Source organism: Cytobacillus spongiae (assembly GCF_021390075.1).
Genome location: NZ_CP089997.1, coordinates 326,127 through 350,381, shown reverse-complemented (window position 1 = coordinate 350,381; position 24,255 = coordinate 326,127). Strand labels below are relative to the sequence as shown.

Annotated in this window: 24 protein-coding genes; 5 read left to right on the top strand and 19 right to left on the bottom strand. The window is 39.2% G+C overall.

Annotation, left to right across the window (positions count from 1 at the left end):
• Position 1: 1 nt before the first annotated feature.
• From LS684_RS01955 to LS684_RS01945, 3 genes are all read right to left on the bottom strand, one after another.
• On the bottom strand, positions 2–2,422 hold the full coding sequence (locus LS684_RS01955; protein WP_233809429.1) for a heavy metal translocating P-type ATPase: 2,421 nt from the start codon (positions 2,420–2,422) through the stop codon (positions 2–4).
• 84 nt (positions 2,423–2,506) lie between these two features.
• Positions 2,507–2,713, bottom strand: a complete 207-nt coding sequence (copZ, locus tag LS684_RS01950; protein WP_233809427.1) for a copper chaperone CopZ — start codon at positions 2,711–2,713, stop codon at positions 2,507–2,509.
• A gap of 80 nt (positions 2,714–2,793) precedes the next feature.
• Positions 2,794–3,102 carry a metal-sensitive transcriptional regulator gene (locus tag LS684_RS01945; RefSeq protein ID WP_233811518.1) on the bottom strand — a complete coding sequence of 103 codons (309 nt, stop codon included), beginning with the start codon at positions 3,100–3,102 and terminating at the stop codon, positions 2,794–2,796.
• Between the two features lie 270 nt (positions 3,103–3,372).
• Between LS684_RS01945 and LS684_RS01940 the strand changes: the two genes are divergently transcribed.
• Complete coding sequence (locus tag LS684_RS01940; protein ID WP_233809425.1) at positions 3,373–4,551, top strand: DUF4317 domain-containing protein; 1,179 nt, start codon at positions 3,373–3,375, stop codon at positions 4,549–4,551.
• A 234-nt stretch (positions 4,552–4,785) separates the two neighbouring features.
• On the opposite strand, the gene LS684_RS01935 is transcribed toward LS684_RS01940, so the two are convergent.
• From LS684_RS01935 to nikA, 6 genes are all read right to left on the bottom strand, one after another.
• Complete coding sequence (locus LS684_RS01935; protein ID WP_233809423.1) at positions 4,786–6,147, bottom strand: MATE family efflux transporter; 1,362 nt, start codon at positions 6,145–6,147, stop codon at positions 4,786–4,788.
• Positions 6,148–6,171: 24 nt separating this feature from the next.
• On the bottom strand, positions 6,172–6,939 hold the full coding sequence (locus LS684_RS01930; RefSeq protein ID WP_233809421.1) for an ABC transporter ATP-binding protein: 768 nt from the start codon (positions 6,937–6,939) through the stop codon (positions 6,172–6,174).
• A complete protein-coding gene (locus tag LS684_RS01925) occupies positions 6,936–7,748 on the bottom strand; it encodes an ABC transporter ATP-binding protein (RefSeq protein WP_233809419.1) in 813 nt (270 codons plus the stop codon). The genes LS684_RS01930 and LS684_RS01925 overlap by 4 nt, the downstream gene beginning before the upstream one ends.
• A complete protein-coding gene (nikC, locus tag LS684_RS01920; protein ID WP_233809417.1) occupies positions 7,741–8,598 on the bottom strand; it encodes a nickel transporter permease in 858 nt (285 codons plus the stop codon). Before nikC ends, LS684_RS01925 begins: the two co-directional genes overlap by 8 nt.
• Positions 8,598–9,548 carry a nickel ABC transporter permease gene (gene nikB / locus LS684_RS01915; RefSeq protein ID WP_233809415.1) on the bottom strand — a complete coding sequence of 317 codons (951 nt, stop codon included), beginning with the start codon at positions 9,546–9,548 and terminating at the stop codon, positions 8,598–8,600. Before nikB ends, nikC begins: the two co-directional genes overlap by 1 nt.
• 76 nt (positions 9,549–9,624) lie before the next feature.
• Positions 9,625–11,175 carry a nickel ABC transporter substrate-binding protein gene (gene nikA, locus LS684_RS01910; protein ID WP_233809412.1) on the bottom strand — a complete coding sequence of 517 codons (1,551 nt, stop codon included), beginning with the start codon at positions 11,173–11,175 and terminating at the stop codon, positions 9,625–9,627.
• Positions 11,176–11,481: 306 nt separating this feature from the next.
• On the opposite strand from nikA, the gene LS684_RS01905 reads away from it, so the two are divergent.
• Both LS684_RS01905 and LS684_RS01900 read left to right on the top strand, forming a co-directional pair.
• Entirely contained in the window at positions 11,482–11,946 is a 465-nt protein-coding gene (locus LS684_RS01905) for a hypothetical protein (protein WP_233809410.1), read from the top strand.
• Between the two features lie 62 nt (positions 11,947–12,008).
• Entirely contained in the window at positions 12,009–12,350 is a 342-nt protein-coding gene (locus tag LS684_RS01900) for a helix-turn-helix domain-containing protein (RefSeq protein WP_233809408.1), read from the top strand.
• A gap of 51 nt (positions 12,351–12,401) precedes the next feature.
• Here LS684_RS01900 and LS684_RS01895 read toward each other — a convergent pair whose 3' ends face one another.
• The 6 genes from LS684_RS01895 to LS684_RS01870 all read right to left on the bottom strand — a co-directional run bounded on the left by LS684_RS01895 (position 12,402) and on the right by LS684_RS01870 (position 18,294).
• A complete protein-coding gene (locus tag LS684_RS01895; RefSeq protein ID WP_233809406.1) occupies positions 12,402–12,830 on the bottom strand; it encodes a protein-tyrosine phosphatase family protein in 429 nt (142 codons plus the stop codon).
• Positions 12,831–13,134: 304 nt separating this feature from the next.
• Complete coding sequence (gene arsA, locus LS684_RS01890; protein ID WP_233811517.1) at positions 13,135–14,910, bottom strand: arsenical pump-driving ATPase; 1,776 nt, start codon at positions 14,908–14,910, stop codon at positions 13,135–13,137.
• A 12-nt stretch (positions 14,911–14,922) separates the two neighbouring features.
• Positions 14,923–15,276: an arsenite efflux transporter metallochaperone ArsD gene (gene arsD / locus LS684_RS01885; protein WP_233809404.1), complete on the bottom strand. Its 354-nt coding sequence runs from the start codon at positions 15,274–15,276 to the stop codon at positions 14,923–14,925.
• A 308-nt stretch (positions 15,277–15,584) separates the two neighbouring features.
• Complete coding sequence (locus LS684_RS01880; protein ID WP_233809402.1) at positions 15,585–15,914, bottom strand: ArsR/SmtB family transcription factor; 330 nt, start codon at positions 15,912–15,914, stop codon at positions 15,585–15,587.
• Positions 15,915–16,106: 192 nt separating this feature from the next.
• Positions 16,107–17,807: a transglutaminase domain-containing protein gene (locus LS684_RS01875; RefSeq protein WP_233809400.1), complete on the bottom strand. Its 1,701-nt coding sequence runs from the start codon at positions 17,805–17,807 to the stop codon at positions 16,107–16,109.
• A gap of 280 nt (positions 17,808–18,087) precedes the next feature.
• Positions 18,088–18,294: a winged helix-turn-helix transcriptional regulator gene (locus LS684_RS01870; protein WP_233809398.1), complete on the bottom strand. Its 207-nt coding sequence runs from the start codon at positions 18,292–18,294 to the stop codon at positions 18,088–18,090.
• 487 nt (positions 18,295–18,781) lie between these two features.
• Here LS684_RS01870 and LS684_RS01865 point away from each other — a divergent pair, with 487 nt between their 5' ends.
• A complete protein-coding gene (locus tag LS684_RS01865; RefSeq protein WP_233809396.1) occupies positions 18,782–19,756 on the top strand; it encodes an HD-GYP domain-containing protein in 975 nt (324 codons plus the stop codon).
• Between the two features lie 329 nt (positions 19,757–20,085).
• Here the strand turns inward: LS684_RS01865 and LS684_RS01860 are convergent, their stop codons facing one another.
• Complete coding sequence (locus tag LS684_RS01860; protein ID WP_233809394.1) at positions 20,086–21,063, bottom strand: CobW family GTP-binding protein; 978 nt, start codon at positions 21,061–21,063, stop codon at positions 20,086–20,088.
• A 365-nt stretch (positions 21,064–21,428) separates the two neighbouring features.
• Between LS684_RS01860 and LS684_RS01855 the strand changes: the two genes are divergently transcribed.
• Positions 21,429–21,941: a MogA/MoaB family molybdenum cofactor biosynthesis protein gene (locus LS684_RS01855; RefSeq protein ID WP_233809392.1), complete on the top strand. Its 513-nt coding sequence runs from the start codon at positions 21,429–21,431 to the stop codon at positions 21,939–21,941.
• Between the two features lie 111 nt (positions 21,942–22,052).
• On the opposite strand, the gene dcd is transcribed toward LS684_RS01855, so the two are convergent.
• The 3 genes from dcd to LS684_RS01840 are packed head-to-tail and all read right to left on the bottom strand — an operon-like array spanning position 22,053 to position 24,193.
• Positions 22,053–22,592 (bottom strand): dCTP deaminase, encoded by a 540-nt coding sequence (gene dcd / locus LS684_RS01850; protein ID WP_233809390.1) that lies wholly within the window; start codon positions 22,590–22,592, stop codon positions 22,053–22,055.
• 11 nt (positions 22,593–22,603) lie between these two features.
• A complete protein-coding gene (locus LS684_RS01845) occupies positions 22,604–23,806 on the bottom strand; it encodes a GTP-binding protein (RefSeq protein ID WP_233809388.1) in 1,203 nt (400 codons plus the stop codon).
• 27 nt (positions 23,807–23,833) lie between these two features.
• The gene (locus tag LS684_RS01840) at positions 23,834–24,193 is read right to left on the bottom strand and encodes a hypothetical protein (RefSeq protein WP_233809386.1); all 360 of its coding nucleotides are present in this window, start codon (positions 24,191–24,193) and stop codon (positions 23,834–23,836) included.
• Between the last annotated feature and the right edge of the window lie 62 nt (positions 24,194–24,255).

Here is a 24,255-nt window from a genome sequence, read left to right as displayed (position 1 = left end):
TTTAAAGTTTCACTCTTTGTAAGCGGAGAGCATTTAAGACAACCGATACAGAGCTAAATGCCATTGCAGCACCCGCTAACCAAGGAGCGAGGAATCCTAGAGCCGCCACAGGTATTCCGAACGAATTATAAGCAAATGCCCAAAAGAGGTTTTGCTTAATATTCTGGATGGTCTTTTTACTCATGTAGATGGCATCTGCAATACTATTTAAATCTCCACGAATCAGCGTAATATCAGAAGCTTCCATCGCCACGTCTGTTCCTGTTCCGATCGCCATGCCAATGTCTGCTGTCGCTAGCGCAGGGGCGTCGTTTATTCCGTCACCAACCATTGCCACGATTTTTCCTTGTGCTTGAAGATTCTTTACAGCATCTGCTTTTCCTTCAGGCAATACTTCTGCCACAACCTGGTCAATTCCCGCCTGCCTTGCAATTGCTATGGCTGTACGCTCGTTGTCTCCAGTAATCATGACCACTTCTAGTCCCATATCCTTTAACCGTTGAACTGCTGCCTTCGAAGTTTCTTTGATTGTATCCGCCACAGCTACAAGACCGGCATATTGATGATCGATTGCAATGAGCATCGCGGTTTTTCCACTCGCTTCTAATTCTTCCATTAGCGGAATGGCCGCATCAATTGATACATTGTATTTATTCATTAGCTTTCTTGTACCCGCCAATATTGTACGTCCATCTACCTTTGCTATAACACCAAAGCCAGGAATCGCTTCAAACTCTTCTGCCGCTTTAAATTGAATTCCCTTCTCCTTCATTCCAGCAACAATCGCTTGTGCTAACGGATGCTCAGATTGCATTTCTGCTGAACCTACTAATGTTAGAAATTCTTCTTCGTTAAAAGCTTTTTCAATAACAGTATCTGTCAAAACTGGTGTGCCATTTGTGACCGTTCCCGTCTTATCTAATAAGATTGTTGTTAGTCTGTGAGTACGTTCTAAATGCTCTCCGCCTTTAAAAAGAATACCTACTTCTGCTGCTCTTCCTGTACCTGCCATAATAGAGGTAGGGGTAGCTAGACCGAGAGCACACGGGCAAGCAATGACTAAAACAGCGATTAACTTTTCTAATGCTTCAGCAAAATCTCCGGGTGCCACTAAGAAGAACCAAATAAGAAACGTGACAGCAGCAACTCCGACGACAATCGGAACAAAGATTCCAGAGATTTGATCGGCTAGTCGTTGAATTGGCGCCTTGGAGCCCTGTGCTTCTTCTACCACTTTGATAATTTGAGAAAGGGCTGTATCTCGACCAACCTTTGTTGCTTTTACTTTTAAAAAGCCATTTTTATTAATCGTTGAACCTATGACTGCATCTCCAGCTGCTTTATCAACTGGTACACTTTCACCCGTTATCATTGATTCATCTAACGCCGAGCGACCTTCTACGATTTCTCCATCAACTGGTACTTTTTCACCTGGACGAACATACACGAGGTCACCGACTAGCACTGCTTCTAATGGAATTTCAAGCTCCTCTCCTGCTCGATAGACCGTTGCTGTTTTGGCTTGGAGGCCCATCAGCTTTTTGATTGCTTCTGATGAACGGCCTTTTGCTCGAACTTCGAATAGCTTTCCTAGAATGATTAAGGTAATTAACACCGCACTTGTTTCATAATAAAGCTCAATCATATGTGAATTGGATCCAATCGATCGAATCGATAGATACAAGCTATAGAAATAGGCAGCTGAGGTTCCAAGTGCCACTAATACATCCATGTTCGCGCTTTTGTAACGAAGTGCCTTATACGCTCCTACATAAAATTGCTTTCCGACAATAAATTGAACCGGTGTTGCTAAGGCTAGTTGAACCCATGGATTCATTAGCATGTCAGGCAAATAAATAAAGGACGTAATAAAGCGAAAATGACTGACCATCGCCCAAAGTAAAGGGATTGATAATATGAGTGAAAAAATAAATTTCCCTAGCTGCGCTTCATATTCCTTCTCCTTCAGATCCGCTACGTCTTCTTGTTTTTCACTTTTTAAGCTTGCTTGATAGCCTAGCTTTTCCACTTTCTCAATCATATCAGTTGGAGTGACCTTGGTAGAATCATATTCCACACTAGCCGTTTCGAGGGCCAAATTCACATTGGCTCTTACTACCCCTTCAAGCTTGTTTAGTCCCTTTTCAATTCTGGTAGAGCAAGCCGCACAGGTCATACCGATAAGATTCAATTCGACCTTTTCTACCACTACCTCATAGCCCAACTGTTGAATTTTCTGCGTAAATGCCTCTATGTTCGTTTTCGTGGGATCGAACGTAACTGAGGTTTTTTCAAGTGCAAAGTTTACCGTGGCCTGCTCGACGCCTTCCATTTTATTCAAGCCTTTTTCAATCCGAAGCGCACACGCTGCACAGGTCATTCCTGAGACCGAAAGTGAAGCTTCCTTCAATTGTTGTGTCATACGCTAACCTCCCTTATACCTGTGTGGGGTATATTTTTATGAAAGAAGAATACGTGCAAATCTCCTGCACGTATTCGAATGGTTCTATGCTACATCATAGCCTTGGTCATCAATTACTTCTTTAATTGCTTCTAGTGATACCTTTGAAGTATCGAATTCAACATCTACTTTTCCTTCATCTAAGCGAACTTTTACTGAGCTAACGCCCTCTACTTCACCTACTGCACCTTCAACTGCTTTCACACAGTGTCCACATGACATCCCACTTACTGTTAATGTTGTTTTTTCCATTGTTTCCAGCTCCTTTTATGTTTTTGACTGTTTATGCTACTTGGATAATTTGTGTCCAGTAGCATTTAAAAGAAAACAGCCTATTTTTTCATTAGTCGTTGGATTGTTACCAACAATTCATCTACTACTTCTAAATCGCCATCTTGTATTCTTTCGGTGACACAGCTTTTTAAGTGTGCTTCTAATAACACCTTTGAAAAGCTGTTAAGCGCGGATTGAATAGCAGAGATTTGTGTAATCACATCATCACAGTACGTATCCTTTTCAACTAAGCCTTTCACACCGCGAACTTGACCTTCAATACGGTTTAAACGACTAATTAAGGCTTTTTTTGTTTTTTCAGAGTGATGACTGACTCGATCTGAATGATCCGAACCACACAATTCCATTTCCCCATTTAGTTCTTCCACCAAATGACACCTCCCTATTCCTTCTACATGTATTAATTTACTATACCCCCCTATCCTATGTAAAGCATATTCTCCCAAAAATATGAAAAAATTTTTTGATCGTTCACATAATGGTTACAATTATTGAGTTTGTTTAATTTTGATTCGGACCTAATCAATGTTCACTCACACATACTCCTCAACAAAAGAAGTATGATAAAATAAATGAATTACTGTACGTTAGAAATTACTCTTGGAGTGGGATGAATCATGAACAAAAAAGACGTAGCACAGATTCGAAAACAATTTAAGATCAATAACGACTTGTTGAAAATTAGCGATATTTTTAACGTGTATATTACGAAGGATTCTAGTGACATTTATCATCATCAAAGTCAGCCCTTTGAATGGCTTGATCAAGAGCAGCAAGAGTTATTTTTGGCAAATTTCAAAAAGCTGCTTACCGGTCAACTAGATGAAAAGCTCTTTGAACTAAAGTTCCAACGGGATGCAGAAAATAACAGTCAGCTTATTTTACATCAAGCCTTATTAAGCCAGGATGTGGAAGGCTTTAAAGATCAAATGCTAAAAATGGTCGAGAAAATGCTCCAAAACAAGCAATATGAAAAGGATATGGTCGTCACTTTTATTCGTGCGGAATATTTAAAGCCGATGAAGCGCCGAAGTGAAGAGTCGGAGGAAAGTGAACGAGATACAGTGTATTCTCACCCATTTATTTTATGTAGCGTGAATAATACCCAGGAGCCTAAGAAGGAGCTGCTGTTTGACTTTGTAGAGAAAGAGTTTAAATATCATTTTGTGGTTGATCCTATCATTAACTTGAACGCTCCAACAGGTGGCTTCTTATTTCCTTGCTTTACTGATAACTCAGCTGATGTGAATCACATCCTCTACTCTGCTGGGAAGGTTCACGAGCCTGATTATTACTTTATTGAAGAAGTCCTAAATGGAGAAGATGTCATGACCGCACAGGATGACAAAATTGTTTTTGAAGAAATCATCAAAGACGTGACTGGAGACCAATTGAGTACTTCAACACTTTCTAACGTCTATGAAGAAATTCATCGGATGATTGTTGAAAATGAAGAAGAAGACCAACCGAAATTAGATTCAAAGGACATTGGAAATGTACTAAAAATGAGCGGCATCGAGGATGTAAATGAGGAAAAAGTAGAGACCGCCTTTAAGAAAATTATCGATGATGACAAATATGAAATCAAGGCAAGCAGTGTCCTGCCTAAATATAATTCGAAATCCATTAAAATAAGTACCAAGGTTGCGAACATTTCCATTAGTCCCCAAGATTTACGCTATGTTAAACAAGTACAGCTAAGCGGCAAGCGGTACCTCATGATTGAAATAGAAGAGGACACCGTCATTGAAGGATTTACCATGATTCCAGAAGCATTTGGCGGGTCAGGGACATAGGTTAACTCAAAAAGAGTTAGCAACTGACAGGCATGTAGGGACATAGGGTCATAGGGTCAGGTTCCTCGTCCCAGACATGCAAAAAGGCTTACGCGTAATGGCATTCATTACACGTAAGCCTTTTTGAATATCAACGGAGGAGTCTGATTGAAAACCACCTCACAAATCCTACCTCAAAGTCACTACTTTTCCAACCACTATGATTACCTAAACAAAAACCCACCTACACTAACTCTAGCTGACTACCTTGTGTAATATTTTTTCCCGTGTGAGTCTTGGAATATAGAAGGATAAAAAGAGAGAGCGGCAGAAGCTAAATACAACAAATGCTGTCCATAATCCATGATTCTGATAGAGAGGCAGAAGTAGCCATAAAGCTAGCAAAAAGACTATTAGAGCTAATGCAATCGAATTTCGAATAGATTTAGCCTCAGTAGCACCCGAGAAAATCCCCTCTAGCTGCAAGCCCCAGACGCCCACTATCGGAAACACAAGCATCCACACGAGGTATTCCTTTGTGACCACTTTTACATCTGTAATGGTGGTGAAAATCCCGATGATGCTCTCGCCAAATACCCAGACGGCAATGCTTATTGCAACTGCCGAACCTATCCCCCACTGGGCAGATAGGGTAAATGCTCGCTGATAAAGGGGCATGTCTCCTCTCCCTATGGCTCTACCGACCATAATACTTGATGCATTGGCAAACCCACCAAATAGATAAGCGATCATATAGTGAATTTGTAGGAGGATCGCATTGGCAGCTAAAGTGACTTCTCCCATACTTGCACCCACCGAAGTAAATGTAATCGTCATTGCAAGTAAACAAACCGTTCTCAAAAATAGGTCCCTATTCATTTGGATCATTTCAATCATAGGTGCTTTTTCTAGCAACATCGATAATTTTATATTTACTAACCTTTTTTTATTCGTCGCATATAGAAGCCATGCCCCAAACATAACTGCACTAACTTCAGCGATGAGACTAGCATATGCAACCCCATGAACACCCATACCTAATTTTAAAACAAATACAAAATCTAAGAGGATATTTAAAGTATTCATCCATATTTGAGTTGCCAGCGCTAATCGAACCTTTCCCATTCCAATCAGCCAGCCAATCATTACATAGCTTAGTAGGATAAAAGGGGCTCCCCATATTCGAATCGAAAAGTAAGTAGAAGCAAAAGATGAAACGGCTTCACTTCCTCCAATGAAGGATAACGCAATCGTTAAAATTGGATCTTGCAAAAGAATGAACACAAGGCCAAACAAGATCGCTAAAATCATGGGCCTTAGAAAAGAAAATAGGACTTCCTTTTCATTACCTGCCCCTTCTGCTTGGGAAGTAAACCCACTTGTGCTCACCCGAAGGAAGCCAAGTAACCAATACATTGTATTAAAGATTACGGCTCCTACGGCAACTCCACCAATAGTAGCAGGATCAGGAATTCTTCCAACTACTGCTGTATCAACCGCTCCTAATATAGGTGTTGATATTCCTGAAATAATGAGGGGGGTGGCTAAAGCCAAATATTCTCTATGACGATCGGATGCTATTCCTTTTAAAGACATTTGATTGGATGCTAATTTCATCTAATTACCTTCTTTACGTGAAACTTAATCAATCGAGGCTGCTTGAATTAGTGCTTTTGTGTATGGATGACGCTCCTCATCGTAGATATCATCTAATATAAACTCATCTACTAAATCTCCATTTTTTAATACGATCACTCGCTCACATATATACGCAACTGCCCTAATATCGTGAGAAATGAAAAGAACTGTCATATTTGTTTTCTGTTGTAGCTCTTTCAATAATTTAAGAATCTGAACTTGAACCGTTACATCTAAGCTAGCAGTGGGTTCATCGCAAACTAGCAGTGATGGTTCAAGACTGATCGCTCTAGCAATACTCACACGTTGCTTTTGTCCCCCACTTAATTCATGAGGAAAGCGATGAACCATCTGCTTTTCCAATCCAACGATTTCTAAGAGCTGCTCCGCTAATTCCATCCTTGTTAGTCCTTTTTCTACAAAAGAAGGATAGAAGTCCTTATAGTTTTCTAAAGGTTCTAGCAGGCTTCTCCAAATTGGTAGCTTAGGATTTAACGTACTTGTAGCATCTTGAAAAATCATTTGAACATTTTTACGATATTCTCGTAGGAGCTTGCGATTACGAGGAGCGATTGGATCTCCATTAAACGTAATAACTCCTTCTTTAAATGGCTCTAATCCTAGTAATATACGGGCTAGCGTACTCTTTCCACTCCCACTTTCTCCAACTATGCCTATGCATTCCCCTTTCTGTACAGAGAAGGAGATATTCTTTAATGCCCGTAGATTTTTACTATATTGTTTAGAAAGATCTTCAATCATTAAACTCATACAGAAAACACCCTATCCTTTACAAATGATTCTTCTCCAGGAAGAGCTAGCAGACAAGAGCATAGTTTCTTTGTATATGGATGTTGATGATGACATCGAATTTGTTCAGGGGATCCTTCTTCAACAATTTCCCCTTGATTCATTACATACATACGATCTGTCCTTTTATAAGCTAGCGTTAGATCATGGGTGATCATCAACACCGAGCACCCTGTCTGTTCTCTGATGTAATCAATATGTTGTAATACTTTTTCTCCACTTATCACATCTAATGCAGTTGTCATTTCATCACAAATGATGAGGTTAGGCTTTAGCGCTAATGACGTGGCAATGGCGGCACGTTGAACCTGCCCACCACTAAGCTGAAACGCATAGCTGTCAAATACTCGTTGTGCTTCCAAGCCCATTTCCCTTAGAACGGACAGAGCTAGCTGCTTCGCATCATTTTTAGATAGCTTCTTATGTGTTCGAATCGTTTCAACCATTTGTTTTCCAATCTTAATAAAGGGGGTGAAGCTCCCTCTATAATCTTGAAAGATCATGCCAACCTCACTTCCAAGCATTTGCCTGCGTTTTCTAGGGGGTAAGGCAAGCAAGTCCACATGATCGTATTCTATTTTCCCACTAACCTTCATATTAGGGGGGAGCAGGCCCATGATTGCCCTAGCCGTTAGACTTTTACCACTGCCACTTTCCCCAATCAGACCGACCATTTCACCTTTGTTTATTTCGAGATGAACATCTCGAACGAGCACTTTTTCTGACGTCGAAATGCGTAAGTCTTGGATAGATATGAATGCATTATTCATCCTTCCCCCTCCTTTTCCGAATATCGAACACATTTTTCAGACCATCACCGAGCAGATTACAGCATAAGACTGTCAGCATAATCGCTAGCCCTGGAAAAATCATTAAAGAAGGGACAACTTGAAAATACGTCCTTCCTTCATTTAACATAGCTCCCCATTCTGGAATAGGCGGCTGGGCACCGAGACCGATATAAGAAAAAGCAGAAATCAGGAGAATCACCTTTCCCACATCAATGGCAGCCATCACAATTAAATCTGGCAGAACCTGTGGTAAAATGTGCATTCGAATCGTTTTGATCGAACTTGAAAAAGACACTTTAGAAACAAGTACGTACTCCTTTTCTTTCTCCACTAAAACTAACCCACGAACAACTCTCGCATACACAATCCATCTGACTAATACAATTGCTAATATGACATTGGTCAAGTTGGGACCTAGAATTCCAGCAATGGCAATAGCAAGGATAAAATCTGGAAAAGACAAAATTCCATCTACAATTCTCATAAAGAATGCATCCACTTTTCCACCTATATAACCGGATACAAGGCCCACTGGTACACCAATTAGTACCGCCAGCAGTATGGAAAAGATACTCAGGCCAATTGTTAGCTTTGCACCGTAAACCATTCTAGAAAACACATCTCTGCCTAATTGATCCGTACCTAGCCAGTGTTCTGCGGTTGCACCTTGTAATCGATTATTCATCTCAATTTGGAAAGGATCATGTGGTACAAGGAGCCCACCAAGAATGATCACAGCAATAATAGCCACTGCTAGGATAATTCCGGCACTAAGCGTAGGATCATGAAAGAATTTAGGTGTTTTATTTTTCCATAGTACAGGCTCCATTAGTTAGACTCCTTTCTATGGTTTATCTGGGGATTAACTACTAAATACAATAAGTCTACAATTAGATTAGTCACAACTACTAAGAAACCAACAATCAGGATATACCCCTGAATAACAGGATAATCTCGTTGTTTAACAGAACTAACGATTAATTCTCCCATTCCTGGCCATGAATAGAGCATTTCAATGACCGTTATTCCTCCTAGAAGACTTCCAATACTTAACCCGAACATCGTTAATAATGGAATTAAGCTGCCCCTTAATGCATGAAAAACTAGAATTCGTTCTCTCCTTAACCCTCTTGCCATGGCGGCCTCAATATATGGGCTTTGTAATGTAGCGATTAGACGCTCGCGTAATAGTCGAATATACATCGGTGCCATCGCAATGCCTAGTGTAATGGAGGGCAATACATAATGAGCTAGCGTTCCCTTCCCCATAACCGGTAGTAGGTTTAGCTTTAGTGAGAACAGATAAATCAACAATAGCCCTAACCAAAAGCTAGGAATAGAAGCTCCCAACATGGCAAACCATCTGCTCAAATAATCAGGCCAGCGCCCTTCATAGACAGCCCCCACTGTTCCAAGTGAGATGGCAATTAAGAACAACACCACCATCCCTCCTAGAGATAAAGCGATCGTCGCAGGTAATCGTGCAAGTATCATTTCCAATACTGGCCGTTTTGTAATCATCGATTCCCCGAGGTCAAAGTGCATGACTTGTAACATCCAGCTTCCGTATTGAGAGAGAATGGGTTCATCTAACCCATATTCTTTCTTTAACTTTTCCTCATCTGCCTTTGTAGCGACTACATCATCTACCTTCAGTAGGTCCCTTATCGGATCCCCTGGTGTTACTTTCATTAATACAAACGTTACAAAAGAAAGAACTGAAACCATGATGATCAATTGTAATAGCCTTGAACCAATAATGGAAAAAAAACTTCGCATCGCTAGACAACTCCTTTCTTCTAAAAGTCTTAAACAGCAAGAAAAGTGAAAGCATCATAGACGCTTCCACCATTTCTTATTCAACATCCATTAAATTTGTAATTAAATAATATTCCTCAGAACCTGGACTCCAGTTTTTCACCCGTTCATTTACACCTACAATAATATGTGGATGTAAAATATAGGAGTGATGAAGCTGCTCCTGAACAATTTCCACTGCGTTTTTTTGTAAAGAAATCCGTTCTTGCATATCTGCTGTTTTGTTTAGTTGGATGGCTAACTCATTAATTTCCGGGATATTAATTTGACCTGGGTTTAACGAGCCATCTGGTAAATAAGCAACGTTAAAGAAATATCCGCCATCTCCTCTTGGAGCGGTTAGGTTCGAGTACGTTACGATATCCCAATCCTGTTGTTGTTCCCATAAATAGCTGTCTATATTTTCAACTGTGACCACATCGATATCGATACCAATATTCGCGGCTTCCGCTTGCAAATATTGAGCCATTAATGGTAGCTCCGGTCTTCCTTGATAGGTTGCAAGTGTGAACTGTAGCGTTTCCCCATCTTTCTCAAGCTTTCCATCCTTATTCTTCATATATCCAGCTTCTTTTAATAATTCTTCAGCTTCATCTGGATTGTAGCTATTTGGATCAAGCTCTGAAGCAAATGGAAGAGAAGGATTAAACGGTCCACTTGCGGCTGTAGCATGGCCGTTCATAATTTCATTTACCATAACAGGTCGATTAGTTAGTAAATCTAATGCTTTTCGCACCTTTATATCTTGTAGCGCTGGCTTAGCCGCATTATAAAGGAAAAAGTGAACACGTAAGCTAGGTACTGACTCAACTCGAAAGGTGTCACTACTTTCAATTGGCTCCAAAGCTTCAGGAGGTAAATGGTAAGCAATGTCCGCTTCGCCCGATTGAAGAGCTAATGCCCGTACATTTCCATCCGTATTAAACTTAATAGACACTTGATCAAGCTTAGCTGCCCCATCCCAGTATTCTTCATATCTCTCAAGCTTAATTTCTGATTCAGGGATAAAATCTACTACCTTAAATGGTCCTGTTGCAATTGGACTTTTTTCCATATTCTCTGAATCTACTTTTACAATAGAGGCATTAGTATGTACAAGCTCTGACAAGAAGGCAGGGTATACATCCTGTGTAACAAATGTGATTTCTTGTCCACTTGCTTCCATTGATTCTATTTTCAAGCTAGCTCCAATAGCTTCATTTACACTTAATAGTCGTTCAAATGAGGCTTTAACTGCTTGTCCATCCACAGGGGTTCCATCATGGAATGTCATCCCTTCCCTTAATGTAAAAGTCCAAGTTCTATCATCTTTTCGTTCCCATGACTCCGCTAACCAAGGCTGGATATCAAGGTTTTCATCTATTTTTACTAACGTCTCTGCAATCCCGGCCCTTACACCAATCCAATCTTGATGCGGGTCGATGGTTTCAGAAGCAAAGCTAAACAATAATGTGACAGATTTTTCTTCAGTAGCTGAAGATGATTTTCCCTTACTTTCCTCACTACCACTACCCTTCTGATTGCTACAAGCCGAAACTACAAGACTAGCGAGAATAACGATAAGAAGGAATATATTCTTTTTTAACATGTTTTCATCTCCTAAAGGGACTTAGGGTCAGGTTCCTTGTCCCAACAACGTGTTTTAAATCGTAAAGATTATGATTTGCACTCACTAATATATCTCCTTTACGTATGAGAGTCAATATAAATCGTAATTATTACAATTAAGGAAAGGACGAGGGACTGGGTTCCTTGTTCCGCACTTAAACCTATAATTTGGAATTTTTAGTGGTATAATCGAGTTAATATTCTGATATCATTATCTTTTTCACTTTCTTCATATTCCTAGTTTTTAAATAATGAGCAAGAACTCAAAAGAAAATGGAGGGCCCTAATGTCAAAAAAGGTAATTCAATTTGCAATTATGACTGTTGGTGTTGTACTACTAATCTTCTTTGCAGATGAATACAAGCAATACCAACAAGAAAAGCCACCCTTACCAATTATTGAAGTAAATAACAGAGTAATTCCTGTACATATCGGTGCTTATGAATGGCACGGAACGGATGTAGAATTCACTAGTCCTGAACATTTACTTGATCCGGAACCGGCTCTGAGTGTAAATGAGTTTGATCAAATACAAGTAAATTTCCAATCTGAACATTCACCAATGAAACTGACTGTAAGTGAGTGGGATATTCCAAAACAAAAAAGAAAAAAATTGCTTGAAGAGGAAGGATTTTCAGCTCCCTTTAATACTTGGGATGAGGGGTTTGTTTATTTAGTCGTTGATGCAGTGTGGAAAAAAGGGGCAGCCACTTATTTTATCAAACTAAGCGTTACACAGTATGGGACATAGGGTAAGTTTCTCGTTCGAATACGTGAAAGTATCAAAAAAGAGGACTATTTTAGGAGATCGTAATGAAAAATAATCTAACCGCATTTTCAATCTTTAGCTTAGCCGTATCAATCGTGATAGGCAGTTGGCTGATATCTAATGGGATGATTCCCCAATCAGTAGAACATACTCAAGAGGAAAATACTCTAAACGAAAATGAAAAGAAACTATTAACTCAAAAAGAGTTAGCAACTTATCTAGGAATAAGTATAGAAGAAGTCATTAAATTAGGGCCCGTCGGAGCAGGAAATGGTTTCACCACAAGTGAACTTCCCTATATAAAGATTGATAAAAAAATATACTTTTCAAAAGAGGCGATCGATAAGTGGTTAACAGAAGGTGGGGTTACTCATATAGACAAATAGTTGGGACGTAGGGACCCGACCCCTTGTCCCACTTGTCCCAGAAGTGTTTTATTATGCGTTCGGGTAGATTTTCTTTAGTATGGCTTTCATTTCTGGTTTTACGTTAATTTTTGGGCGGGTGGATGTAGCGATTCCTTCTGCTTGTTGAATGGTTTCTGCTTTGCCAAGCTCGAGCAATGCTCCAATCGCCACTGTCCCCGTACGATTGCTTCCGCCTCCACAATGGAAGTATATCTTTTTCTCGTCTTTATATGACTTTACGACTTCTTCGATTGCTTTTTTTACTGACTCCTCTTGAGCACCCTCATCATCTACTATTGGAGTATGGATTCGGTTAAATGGAAAATCCTGTGTGGAAGCTTCTGCACGTAGATCATAAATCACATCCACTTTTTCATTTTTCACTACTTCCCCTACTTGATCTGCACCACCGATGAAAATACGATCCTTAATTAAAGCTTGATACTTCGTTTCGCTCATTTGAAGTCCTCCTTTAGCAACAGTCGCTTTCGTTTCCAACTAGCACGAGCGCTGTTTGTTCTTCATTCATTCCTAATACAAGTTCTTGTATATGATTTTCAATCATCGGGTCAATTGCTACCTTGATTTCATTGATTACGACTAGTTTGTCTTCTTTTTCTGGCTCCTCCAGAGCCAGACCTACTTGTGGGCTTCCTCAGCCATAGCCAGCGAAATAGACACGAATATTATCGGAATTTCGTTCAGCTAATACTTTTTTTAACATTTCTCTTGCTTCATTCGTAATTTGCATGTGTATCTCCTTTCATTTCGTTAAGAAATTTTTGATTTGTAAATAACCTAATTTCTCCTCATTGATAATGGGAACAATAGCGCACTTCTCTGATAAACTTTCTACTTCTTGAATCCATTCCACTTCTGAAATCGCTCTACCCATCAAGACCGGATCCTTTGTCTGTGTGGCATATAAGCTTTGGTTAATAACCCACCAACTTGGATGAATATTCGCTCGCTTTAGATCATCCTGTAAGCGGCTAGCTTCTAATACAGGTGTTGCTTCTGCTAATGTAACAATGACGACACTGGTCTCGTTTGGATTTCTTAATCTAGGCAATAGCTTTTTAACACGATCAGGTACCTCTCCTGTCGAACGAGAAAGCTCTTTATGATAAGACTGTGCAGCATCTAGAAGTAATAATGTGTGTCCGGTAGGTGCTGTATCTATGACGACAATCTGATTCTCTGATTGATCGACCACATCAGCAAATGCACGGAATACTGCGATTTCCTCCGTACACGGAGAGTTTAAGTCCTCCTCTAAGTATGCTATACCGTCCTCATCAAGATCCTTTCCTGCATTCGCCAATACCTCTTCCTTATAATTCATCACTTCCTGCTTTGGATCAATCTGGCTAATCGTTAAACTTTCGGAAATGTGGTGATCCTTAAAGATGTGGGCAACGTGTGCAGCTGGATCCGTCGTCGTTAAAAGAACGTTGTGTCCTTTCTCTACTAGACCAACAGCAATCGCAGAGGCGATTGATGTTTTTCCTACACCCCCTTTCCCCATTGTGAAAATCACTCGCTTATTCTGATGAGACAGTTCATCAATCAAGTCCTTTAACTCCGGCAGACGTTCTTGTGAATTTCGAATATAAGATACCGACTCGGCAGATGGCAAGGAAACACCCTTTAATAAAGTACGTAAGCTTTCTGTTCCCGTTAACGAGTAAGATACATATGGTAAGGAGTAGATTTTCCCTTGTTTAAGCTGTGCGGGTAGCGTTCGGATCGCCAGCTGCTGTTTCGTATAAAAGAACGACGATACTTCATCATCGGGTACATAGTCTTTCATGAGACCATTCACGATTAATGTTTGATTTTCAATTCCAATCTCACGCAACTCTCCAGCCGCTCGGTTTGCTTCAATTAATGATGACTCATCTGGTCTTGCAACTAACATAAGCATCGTTTGCTTAGAATCTGATAAAGCTTCCATCGTTTTTTGATAGAGATCCTTTTTGTCGCCTAGACCTGATAACGGGCCCAGGCAAGAAGCTCCATGTGTACTCTCCTCTAAAAAATGAGTCCATGCTGTTGGAAGCTGAAGCAGGCGCAACGTATGTCCAGTTGGCGCGGTATCAAAAATGATATGATCGTAGCTGCCTGTTACTTTTGGATCGGCAAGTAAGCTCGTAAATTCATCGAAGGCAGCAATCTCGACTGTACAAGCACCTGACATTTGCTCCTCCATTGTCGTTACCACACTTTCAGGTAATACCCCTCGATACGGTCCCACTACTTTTTCACGGTATGTTCGAGCCGCTTCTTCAGGATCTAGGTTGCAGGCATGGAGATTTGGGACTGCAGGCACTTCTTGAGGAAGATTTGACAGCTCCACCTTTAACACATCCTGCAAATTAGAAGCTGGATCTGTACTAACAAGCAGTACTTTTTTTCCATCATCTGCTAAATAAACCGCTGTCGCACAGGCCGTTGAAGTTTTCCCCACTCCACCCTTACCTGTAAAGAAAAGATAGGGAGTACCTATCGTGATCTTAGGATCAAATGATTGAAACATCATTCACCCCTCCTAAATTAGATTTATTCGGTTATTGCTTTTCTTTTTTTCTAATTCTTCAACAGATACTTCAAACCATTCTGCAAGTTGTTGATTTGAAGGATAGGTTCCTGCTTGCACTATTTCCCCATCTACTAAGGTTAAAGGAAGAGCATCCGGGCCCTTTTCATGAAGATAATTGTTCACCGTTTTATTTTCAGCAAACTTTGCCGGTTCACTCGCAAGGTTAAAGCGCTTAATGTCATATCCTTTTTTCTCTAAAATAAATACTGCTGTCGCCATTCTTGTTAATTCTGGATCTACACTTGGTCCACATACTCCCGTAGGACAACAAAGCGCTGGATCATATACTTCTACCTTCTTCATCTTCAACACTCCCTTTATCAGTCAACAGAAATGGCCCAAAGAAGTCTCTATGAGCTCTATTCTTCATCGTACACCGTTTCGTTCAATCTCTATTTTCCTTATAGACAAGTGGTTTGCTGCTTAGCTGCATTCTTCAAACACATTACGTTAACAGGTCTAGCATGCCCTTACTCTCCTATAATAGAGAGCATATAGGGTCATCGTAGTTTGATTTGCTAAACGGCTTTTTATTTATAAAAGGAATAACCATACGTGAGTACGTACGAATGGTTGTAATGGAAGCTCAAACCACTACAAAAAAGTTCGCCCTATTCACAACTAATTCTTAACCCTTTACGGTCTAATTCATCCAGCTTCTCTTTTTGATCTGGAATATGCTGTAGGAGATCTTTAAGCAAACCATAGTATTCACTCTCAGGATTCAACGAGTAGATCACCCATTGACTTCTCCTTTTTTCCTTCACCAGCCCGCTGTCCTTTAATTTCCTCAGATGCTGGCTAATCGCTGGCTGACTCATTTGGAAAATCTCCACAAATTCACAAACACAGCATTCATTCTCAAGCAATAGTCCCATCATGGTCAGTCTCGTTTTATCCCCAAGCAATTTTAAGATATTCGCCACCTTTTCAACTTCCATCTATTCACCTCCTAACTAAATATCATTGTTTTTCTATATTAGCGCCTTCTTATATAATAAAATAATTATATACTGATTTCAAGCGGGACATGGGGTCGGGTTCCTCGTCCCGAATTTTTTCAAAACAACCATAATTATCCGTAACTAAATCAAAAAGGCGCCTGGAACAATTGAGTCAGGCACCTTTTTGATTTAATATAGAACCCCTTTGCGCATATGCGTTTTTTCAAATTCTGCTTTATTTGGATCGAAGTATTCCGGGTTATATTTCGCTACAAATTGGTCGTCCTCGATAAACCCTGCACCCCAGGTTGGATCCATTGTTAGCCATTCTCCATTTACCTTTGCTTCTACCCAGGCATGATTCGATGGCCAAAACCCTCCAAATGCAGTTCCTTCTATGATTCTTGCTTCCATGTTGCTGGCTCGAAGCAGGGCTACGGCTAGATAGGAATAATCCTGACAAACACCCGATTTTAATTCTAGTGTCCTTATGGCACTGTCATCCCAGCGGTACTCTTTATTTTCATACTTGCCTACATCATACGTCACATTTTTCGTGACGTAATCATAAATTGCCTTGGCCTTTTCTTTGTCACTGTTCATTCCATTTGTTAGCTTTTTGGACAAGGTGATAATCTCAGGCGCATCGGATTCTACGCCTCTTGATGGCAACAAATCTCGCTGATCATTACTAGTTGCCTCTACCTCGAATTTAGCAAACCCAAAGTACCTAAACCGATCACTATTCTTCTCTTTGATCTCTGGGACACTTAAGATTACTTCATACGTACCTGGCCCAAAGCGTAAATAAAACGATCCATCAAAGGTAAAATCCTCGACTGGGATAACGTCCAGTGCTTCGTCCTCCCCTTTTTTCGTTGTAACATAGATATGGGTTGTCTCTGGACCAAACTCAGCAGCCGGGTCAATTTCCCCTTTTACTTCATACAAGCCCTCTGATCTCTCTCCACCAAACCGAGGAGACTCTAATGTAACTCCACGTTCCTGATAGGTTCGCGAATATTCAATTGGTTCCATCGTACGATTTGACTCATTATCTATTAATATCTTTGTTGCAAGTTGATAGTAATTTTCTCGATTTTGATCTGGTACGAGGATTTCTAATTCATGAACACCCTTTCCAAAAAACAGAGGGATAGCATAAGTGAACTTCCCATCTTCTATTGGAAGGATATGCTGCCAGGATTCTGACTCCTTCACAAGACGTAACATCAACGTATCTTGATCGGTTAAGTTGCCCGCATCCCCACTTACTGTGAAGGCTTCTTGCTTTACGTGATAGCTTTGCTCAAAGTCAAGACTAATTCCAGCCTCTTGACCAAATGGAGAGTAAGTCACGTCCCGCTCCATTTTAGGATTTACGTTATGAACCGTGAAGGAAGCGGTGTCGTAATAATAATTCTCCGAATCCTTACTTGGTACCTGTACCATTACCCGATACTCACCCTCACCGTTAAAAAAGCGAACTTCCTGCTTAAACTTCCCATTCTCTAGCTTTGTGTAGTATTCATGTTGATTGCCTGCTGGTCCTTCTTCAGCTGAAAGAACCTTAATCCAGATAAAGTCTCCTTTTATTTCTGAATGTTTCTCAATCATTCCTTCTACTACCACTTTCCCGTTAACTGCAAATTCTTTATACGCCGGCTCCTTAATAGTCGCCCCGACCTCTTCGCTATAGGAAGTTAACTCCAAAGGCTCAAGTTCAAGCTCATTATTTTTTTCTTCCGCTAGTTTTGCATATGCGTCTTCTTCCTTTTTATCCGCCTTTTCCTCTGAATGACTCTGATTAGAACTGCAAGCTGATAAAAATAGAAAACTGCTCAACAAGCATACTAAAACAAGTATGAAAGGACTTCTCTTCCTCATCATATCCCCCTTATCACAAGTAAAAATGTGGTCTACTAAGCTACGAATCATACATATTTTAGCATGACCTTTCTGTATATACCCAGTTTATGTATGTATTTACGTCTTTTTATGGAAATAGTTTCTAGGACTTCTTTCCTTATTTAGCATTCAAGGGCTGCCAATTTTTTGTCTAAATGAAAAAAGCGCAATTTTCATAACCGCGCCTATTTGCAAAAGAAGGATTATTCCCCCTTGATCTCGTTTGAGTGTTCTTGTTGTCTCCCCCATCTATGCATTTCTTCTATAATGGCTTTAACTTAAATCCTTTTTCGGAAATGGAGTACTCAACCTTAGGGGGGATTACATCAAATGGCTTACGTACAATAAGCTCTTCTTTGTTCAAGCTCCTTAAACTGCTGACTACGCATGTTATGGGTAATGCCTGGGAGAGTCTTCTCAGCTCATTGTATCGGTACTTTCCATCGAAGGCTAAATGCCATCGGATCACGAACTTCCATTCCCTCCTAGTTTTACGTAACATGTATTCAATTGAGCAATTCAGCATCCTGTATTCATCTACTTTAATCGAGTTAGACATAGTTGAATTTCACTCCTTACTTCCCTTTAGGATAGTATCTTCCTTAAAAGTGCATTCTTTTAAGTAGCAGAATAAGCTTTTACAATAGGAGTTGTCATACAATTAAAGGAGGAACTGCACATGATGACATATCCAAGAAGTTTCTCACATATTGAGTTATCTGTACCTGACTTGGACAAAGCGGTAAAATTCTAAAAAACCGCACTCCATTTTTGAAATGCGATTTTTATTTCAGCCTATAAAACACCCTCTCCTACACCTAATAACTATTTTTTTCCCCACAGAAGGATAATCATCTAAATTTGTCGAAAAAGAAGTAAAAATATTGATTCCAATCAAAACCGAAAATAAAAAAGCTATAGATATCAACAGAAATCAAATTGGGGAGGGTATAATTATGTTTGAAACCATTGTAAATAAATATGATTTCATCCCTGAAAGAGGCAAAGAAAAGTCTGCAGTATATTTATTTATCGGCACATTTTCTCTCTTTTTTGGATTACTTATGGATGGATACATCTTCAACTCCCAAACAACAACGATCGTTTATGTACCATTTGTCATTATGGTAGGAGTTATCTTCCAAAGCATGATTACCCACTTCATCCTATCAGGTGCAGTTACTACTCTCCTGCTAGTCAACTCTTCTGCATATGATTGGTCAATCGAACTATTCATCCTCAGGTTGTTCGGTTATTTTTTCCTGTCATTAGTCATATATACACTCATTCGAAGTATTCAAAAAGAACGCGAACATATTATCAATTTGACATCTACATTGGCAGAAGCAGTAGATGCTAGAGATAAATACACATCCTTTCATTCCAAAAACGTTGCCATCTATTCAAAACAAATCGCAAAGGCAATGGGCTTACCAAAATACCAGTGCCAACATATTTACATCGGAGGTCTTCTTCACGATATTGGCAAGATTGGCATTCCAGAAGCCATCTTAAATAAGCCAGCCAGGTTAACTGAAGAAGAGTATGAAATCATTAAGAAGCATCCTGAAATAGGTTACAAAATGCTCAAATATATTCCTTTTCTTCGAGAAGTCAAAATTTTGGACATGGTATTATATCATCACGAACGTTACGATGGAAAAGGCTATCCACGAGGTTTAGTCGGCGACGAAATTCCCCTTGAAGCTCGGATCATGTCAGTTGCCGACACCTTTGATGCCATGACTTCTAGAAGAATCTACCGAGCTACCATTGATATTGAACAAATTCTTTCTGAAATCAAAAACAATATAGGAAAACAATTTGATAAAGAAGTAGTTGAAGCTTTCTTAGATCTCTATGAAAAAGGGGAAATTAAAATTCTCGGACAGCCAACTAACCATCGATCGATTACCGATAAAGCAAATTGAACAATGTGAGCACTCTTTTGCTGTCCTCTCATCAATTCGCAATGTTTGGCCTTCACACACTTACACTTTTTACCTTAACAACATGCCTTTTCTTACAGATAAAAGAATCTGTAATAGAACTTGCTAATAATTATAGAAAAATGATAGGAAGCTTTGTTCGTTATTAGTGGATATAAAAATATTGTATCCCCTATTTTTATATCCCTCTAACCATTTTTCGTATACTTTCTTAAACACACTATTAAAACTAGCTAATTAAACCCTTTTACTTCATCTTTATACTTATGATGCTGGTGAATCCCCGTCCTACATAGTGTAGTTATGATTACTTATTTATTTAGTTTTGCCCATTCACTTTTCACTTCATCTTTATTTAGGTCAATTCCAATCATGACTAAGTAGTGCTTTCCTAAGTGTTCTGATCGTTCTATGTTCGTTCTTTTCATCACATGTTGTAATAAGTAGCACCCATCCTTCAATGGGATGTACCCTTTTGCTCTCAACAAGTTTGGTCGCCACTTTTTTAGAAATTTATCTACTTTAGCTGGTTTCACTTGCTGGTTAATATCCAATGTAAGTGTATTTATACGTGAATAGGATCTGTTTTGCCCATGTGTGTGATGGTGCTTATGTTCATTCTGAGTGGGTGACTGCCTATTTCGATGTGAGGATATTTGATCCTCACCTTCCTTTATACCTGTTAACAAGAGATTTGGATCCACTTCACTATAGGAGGTAAAATAAACAGGCGATACGGTATTTTGTTTTTCTATTCCTTTCTTTATCTTCTCCTTTTGAGACTGTGAAATTAAATCGATTTTATTTACTATTAAAATATCAGCTACTTCTATTTGCCGTCTTGTTGTTTGAACTAGCTCTCGAACAGACCCAAAAATACTATTATACTCAAGGATATTCTCTCCATCGAGGACCGTTATCACCTTTTCTAAATATACATATTCTATCAACTCAGGTTCTGTCAATGAATCTACTACTTCTTCGGGATTCGCTACACCCGTCAATTCAATAAATATAACATCTGGTTTATTATGGAGTAGCCTTTTAATGGAGCCGGTAACTTCGCCTTTCTTACTGCAGCAAATACAACCATCCAACAATTTTTCAATAATCTGTTGTTTATTCCTTTCGTGAAGGATTTCCCCATCCATATCTGTCTTGCCTATCTCATTCATTAATACTGCAGGGTTTATTCCCTTGTCTTCACATGTTTGGAGTAATTGTTTTAGAAGTGTTGTCTTTCCACTCCCTAAAAAGCCACTTAAAATAAATACAGGTATCTTCTTCATTCATTTAACCTCCACCAAAATTTGTTTCCTTCTACCTTCTTATTATATTCAATGTAAATCGTAATAATTACTATTTACGACTGATATACATTATGATAAGATACATAATTGAAAGAAGCTGTTAATATGTAGACCTATCTTTATCATAGAATTTTCTATGTATCTAATCGGATGTACGATAATAGACGAACTTGAAGAGATTCCTCTTTAGAATAATACTAAGAGAATTGACGGTGAGTCCGTAGTATGGACCAGCAGTATTATTTCACTAGATAACCACGTACTACATACAAGGCTTTACAATCAACATTGCAAGCTACTAAACACTTCCTTCTTACTTTATATTTTAAATTGGGGTGATCAGAGTGAGTGTATCTGAACATAAGAGTGAAGCACCAAAACAAGTACGCTGTAAAATCATTACTGTAAGTGATACGAGAACGATTGAAACTGATAAAAGCGGAATGTTGATGTACAAGTTTTTAGAAGAAAAAGGGCATCCTATCATCAACTATGAAATCGTAAAGGACGAGGTGGAAGAAATACGCTCATCCATTCTGCAAGGCTGTCATGATCAAAATGTGGACGTAATTCTTTTAAATGGTGGGACAGGTATTGCCAAACGTGACGTTACGATTGAAACCGTGAAGAGTATTATTACTAAAGAAATTGTTGGCTTTGGTGAATTATTTAGAATGCTCAGCTACACCGAAGACATTGGGTCTGCCGCTATACTAAGTAGAGCAATAGCAGGTGTCTATAATGATACAGCTATTTTCTCCACACCTGGGTCAAGTGGTGCAGTGAAACTGGCAATGACTAAGCTCATTATTCCTGAAATCGCACACGTAGTAAGAGAAATCAGAAAAGACATGTAAAAAAGAGGTATAGACTGCTATTGTAGTCTATACCTCTTTTATTGCCTTAGCGCTTAAAATCTAACAATCTATTAATAATATATAGAAATAGTTAGTAATCATTCAATAGAGTTACTTCTTTACTTCCGTGTCACGATAAACTCTACTTGCAGTTGCTCCTGTTTGGTTTAAATATTTCCCTTTATAAGGAAAAGATTCCTGATCAACCATAGCAATTACCAACTGACATATCCTTCTGCCTACGGTTAACTCAATAGGCAAACGGTTAGCGTTATATAGTTCTAGTGTAATCTGACCTTTGAAGCCAGGATCGACCCACCCTGCATTTTGTATAAACAATCCAAGCCGGCCAATAGAACTTCTTCCTTCAACAAAAGCTGTAAGGTTATTGGGTAGTTCCACAACCTCAACGGTAGTTGCTAATAAAAAAGAATGCGGCGGAATAACAATCTTATCCTTTGTTTTGATTTCTCTGTAAATCGCAGGCTCATCTATTGAAATATGATGATTAGCGTGCTCATCAATAACTAAGAAGTCTTCTCCCAGCCGTAAATCAATTGAGGCAGGCTGTATCTGCTCTTCATTTATTGGATGTATAGACAATTCATTTGATTCTAACTTTTGCTGTATAGAATATCCAGATAAAATCATATATTATTCACCTATTTATGCTTTTCTATATTCCACTCAAATGGATCACTCATCGATGCCCAATCTTGATCAAACTCTTCTGCAGTAAGCAAACATTTATCTAAACTTTTCGTAATCTCATCTTGTTTTAAATCAATCCCGATGAATACTAGTTTTGTATGACGGTCTCCAAACTCAATATCCCAATCATCTACAACACTTGGATTTTGCAATTTAATTTGTTGCTGCTGTTCCTCTGATAGTGATGCAACCCAATAGGTAATAGGTTCAATCGTTACCGATGGCCCTGCTTGAGACATTAAAATGGCCAGGTCATTTCTTGATGCGCACCATACGATGCCCTTTGCCCTAACCACATTATCTGGCAGTGAATGAATAAAATCATCAAACCGCTCAGAATTGAATGGTAAACGCCGAGAATAAACGAAGGAAGAAATACCATATTCCTCTGTCTCTGGTGTATGGTTGTGATGCCCTGCCGTTAACTCCTTAAGCCACCCTGCTGAAGAACTAGCTTTTTCAAAGTCAAACAAACCTGTTTTCACAACGTCCTCAAGCTTTACTTTACCAAAGACGGTACGAATAATCCTCGCATCTGGCTGTAATGTAGTCAGCACACTTTCTAATTTGTCTAATTCCTCCGCATCAACTAAATCACATTTATTTAATAAGAGCACATTACAAAACTCAATTTGATCGAGGAGTAAATCTGAAATTTCACGTTCATCTTCAAGACTAATCGCTTCTTTTCGATCTAGTAAGGAATCACCTGATCGAAAATCCTTCCAGAAGCGATTAGCATCCACCACAGTTACCATTGTGTCTAACGTGCAAAACTTAGTTAAATCGATTCCTAGCTCTTCATCAATATATGAAAATGTTTGTGCAACAGGTATAGGTTCACTTATTCCAGTGGACTCGATAACAATGCTATCAATATCGCCTTGCTTTGCTAATTTTTCTACTTCAATTAGCAAATCCTCTCTCAACGTACAACATATACAGCCGTTAGACATTTCTACTAGCTTTTCGTCTGTTCGAGATAGTCCCCCACCTTGCTTTACAAGCTCTGCATCGATATTTATTTCACTCATATCATTAACAATGACAGCGATTCTTTCTCCATCTCGATTCGTTAAAATATGGTTTAAAAGGGTAGTCTTACCTGAACCTAAGTATCCACTTAAAAAAATTACTGGTATTTTTTTATTCATCTACATTCACCTCTTCAGATATAATGACTACAAAATCGACAGGAAATATAATGTACGATTTGCATTCTCCTTGCCTTCTTGCTGCCTTACTTTTTCCGTAAAATCGATCCAAACCCTGTTTTCCCATCTTCGATTGATTTGGTGATCGATTTCTTTCTCAATATCTCTCATAAGCTTGATCGTCTCTCCATACTCTAGATTAAAGTGCATAGCAGCCTGCTTATGCGGAGAGTGTTTCACAAGAAGTGATAGGAATTCCTGAGAGGTTTGTGATTCTTGAGCCAAGTGATCCTCTAAATCAACGATATACTCATAAAGCTCTCGATGCTCTTCTGGCAAGGTAGCTACTACACTCTTTATTAATGATTCAATAATCTGTTCGTTCACTACATCCACCTCATATGCTTTGCGTCACTTTAAAAAGAGCTTATAGCGATTTTTCATCACTA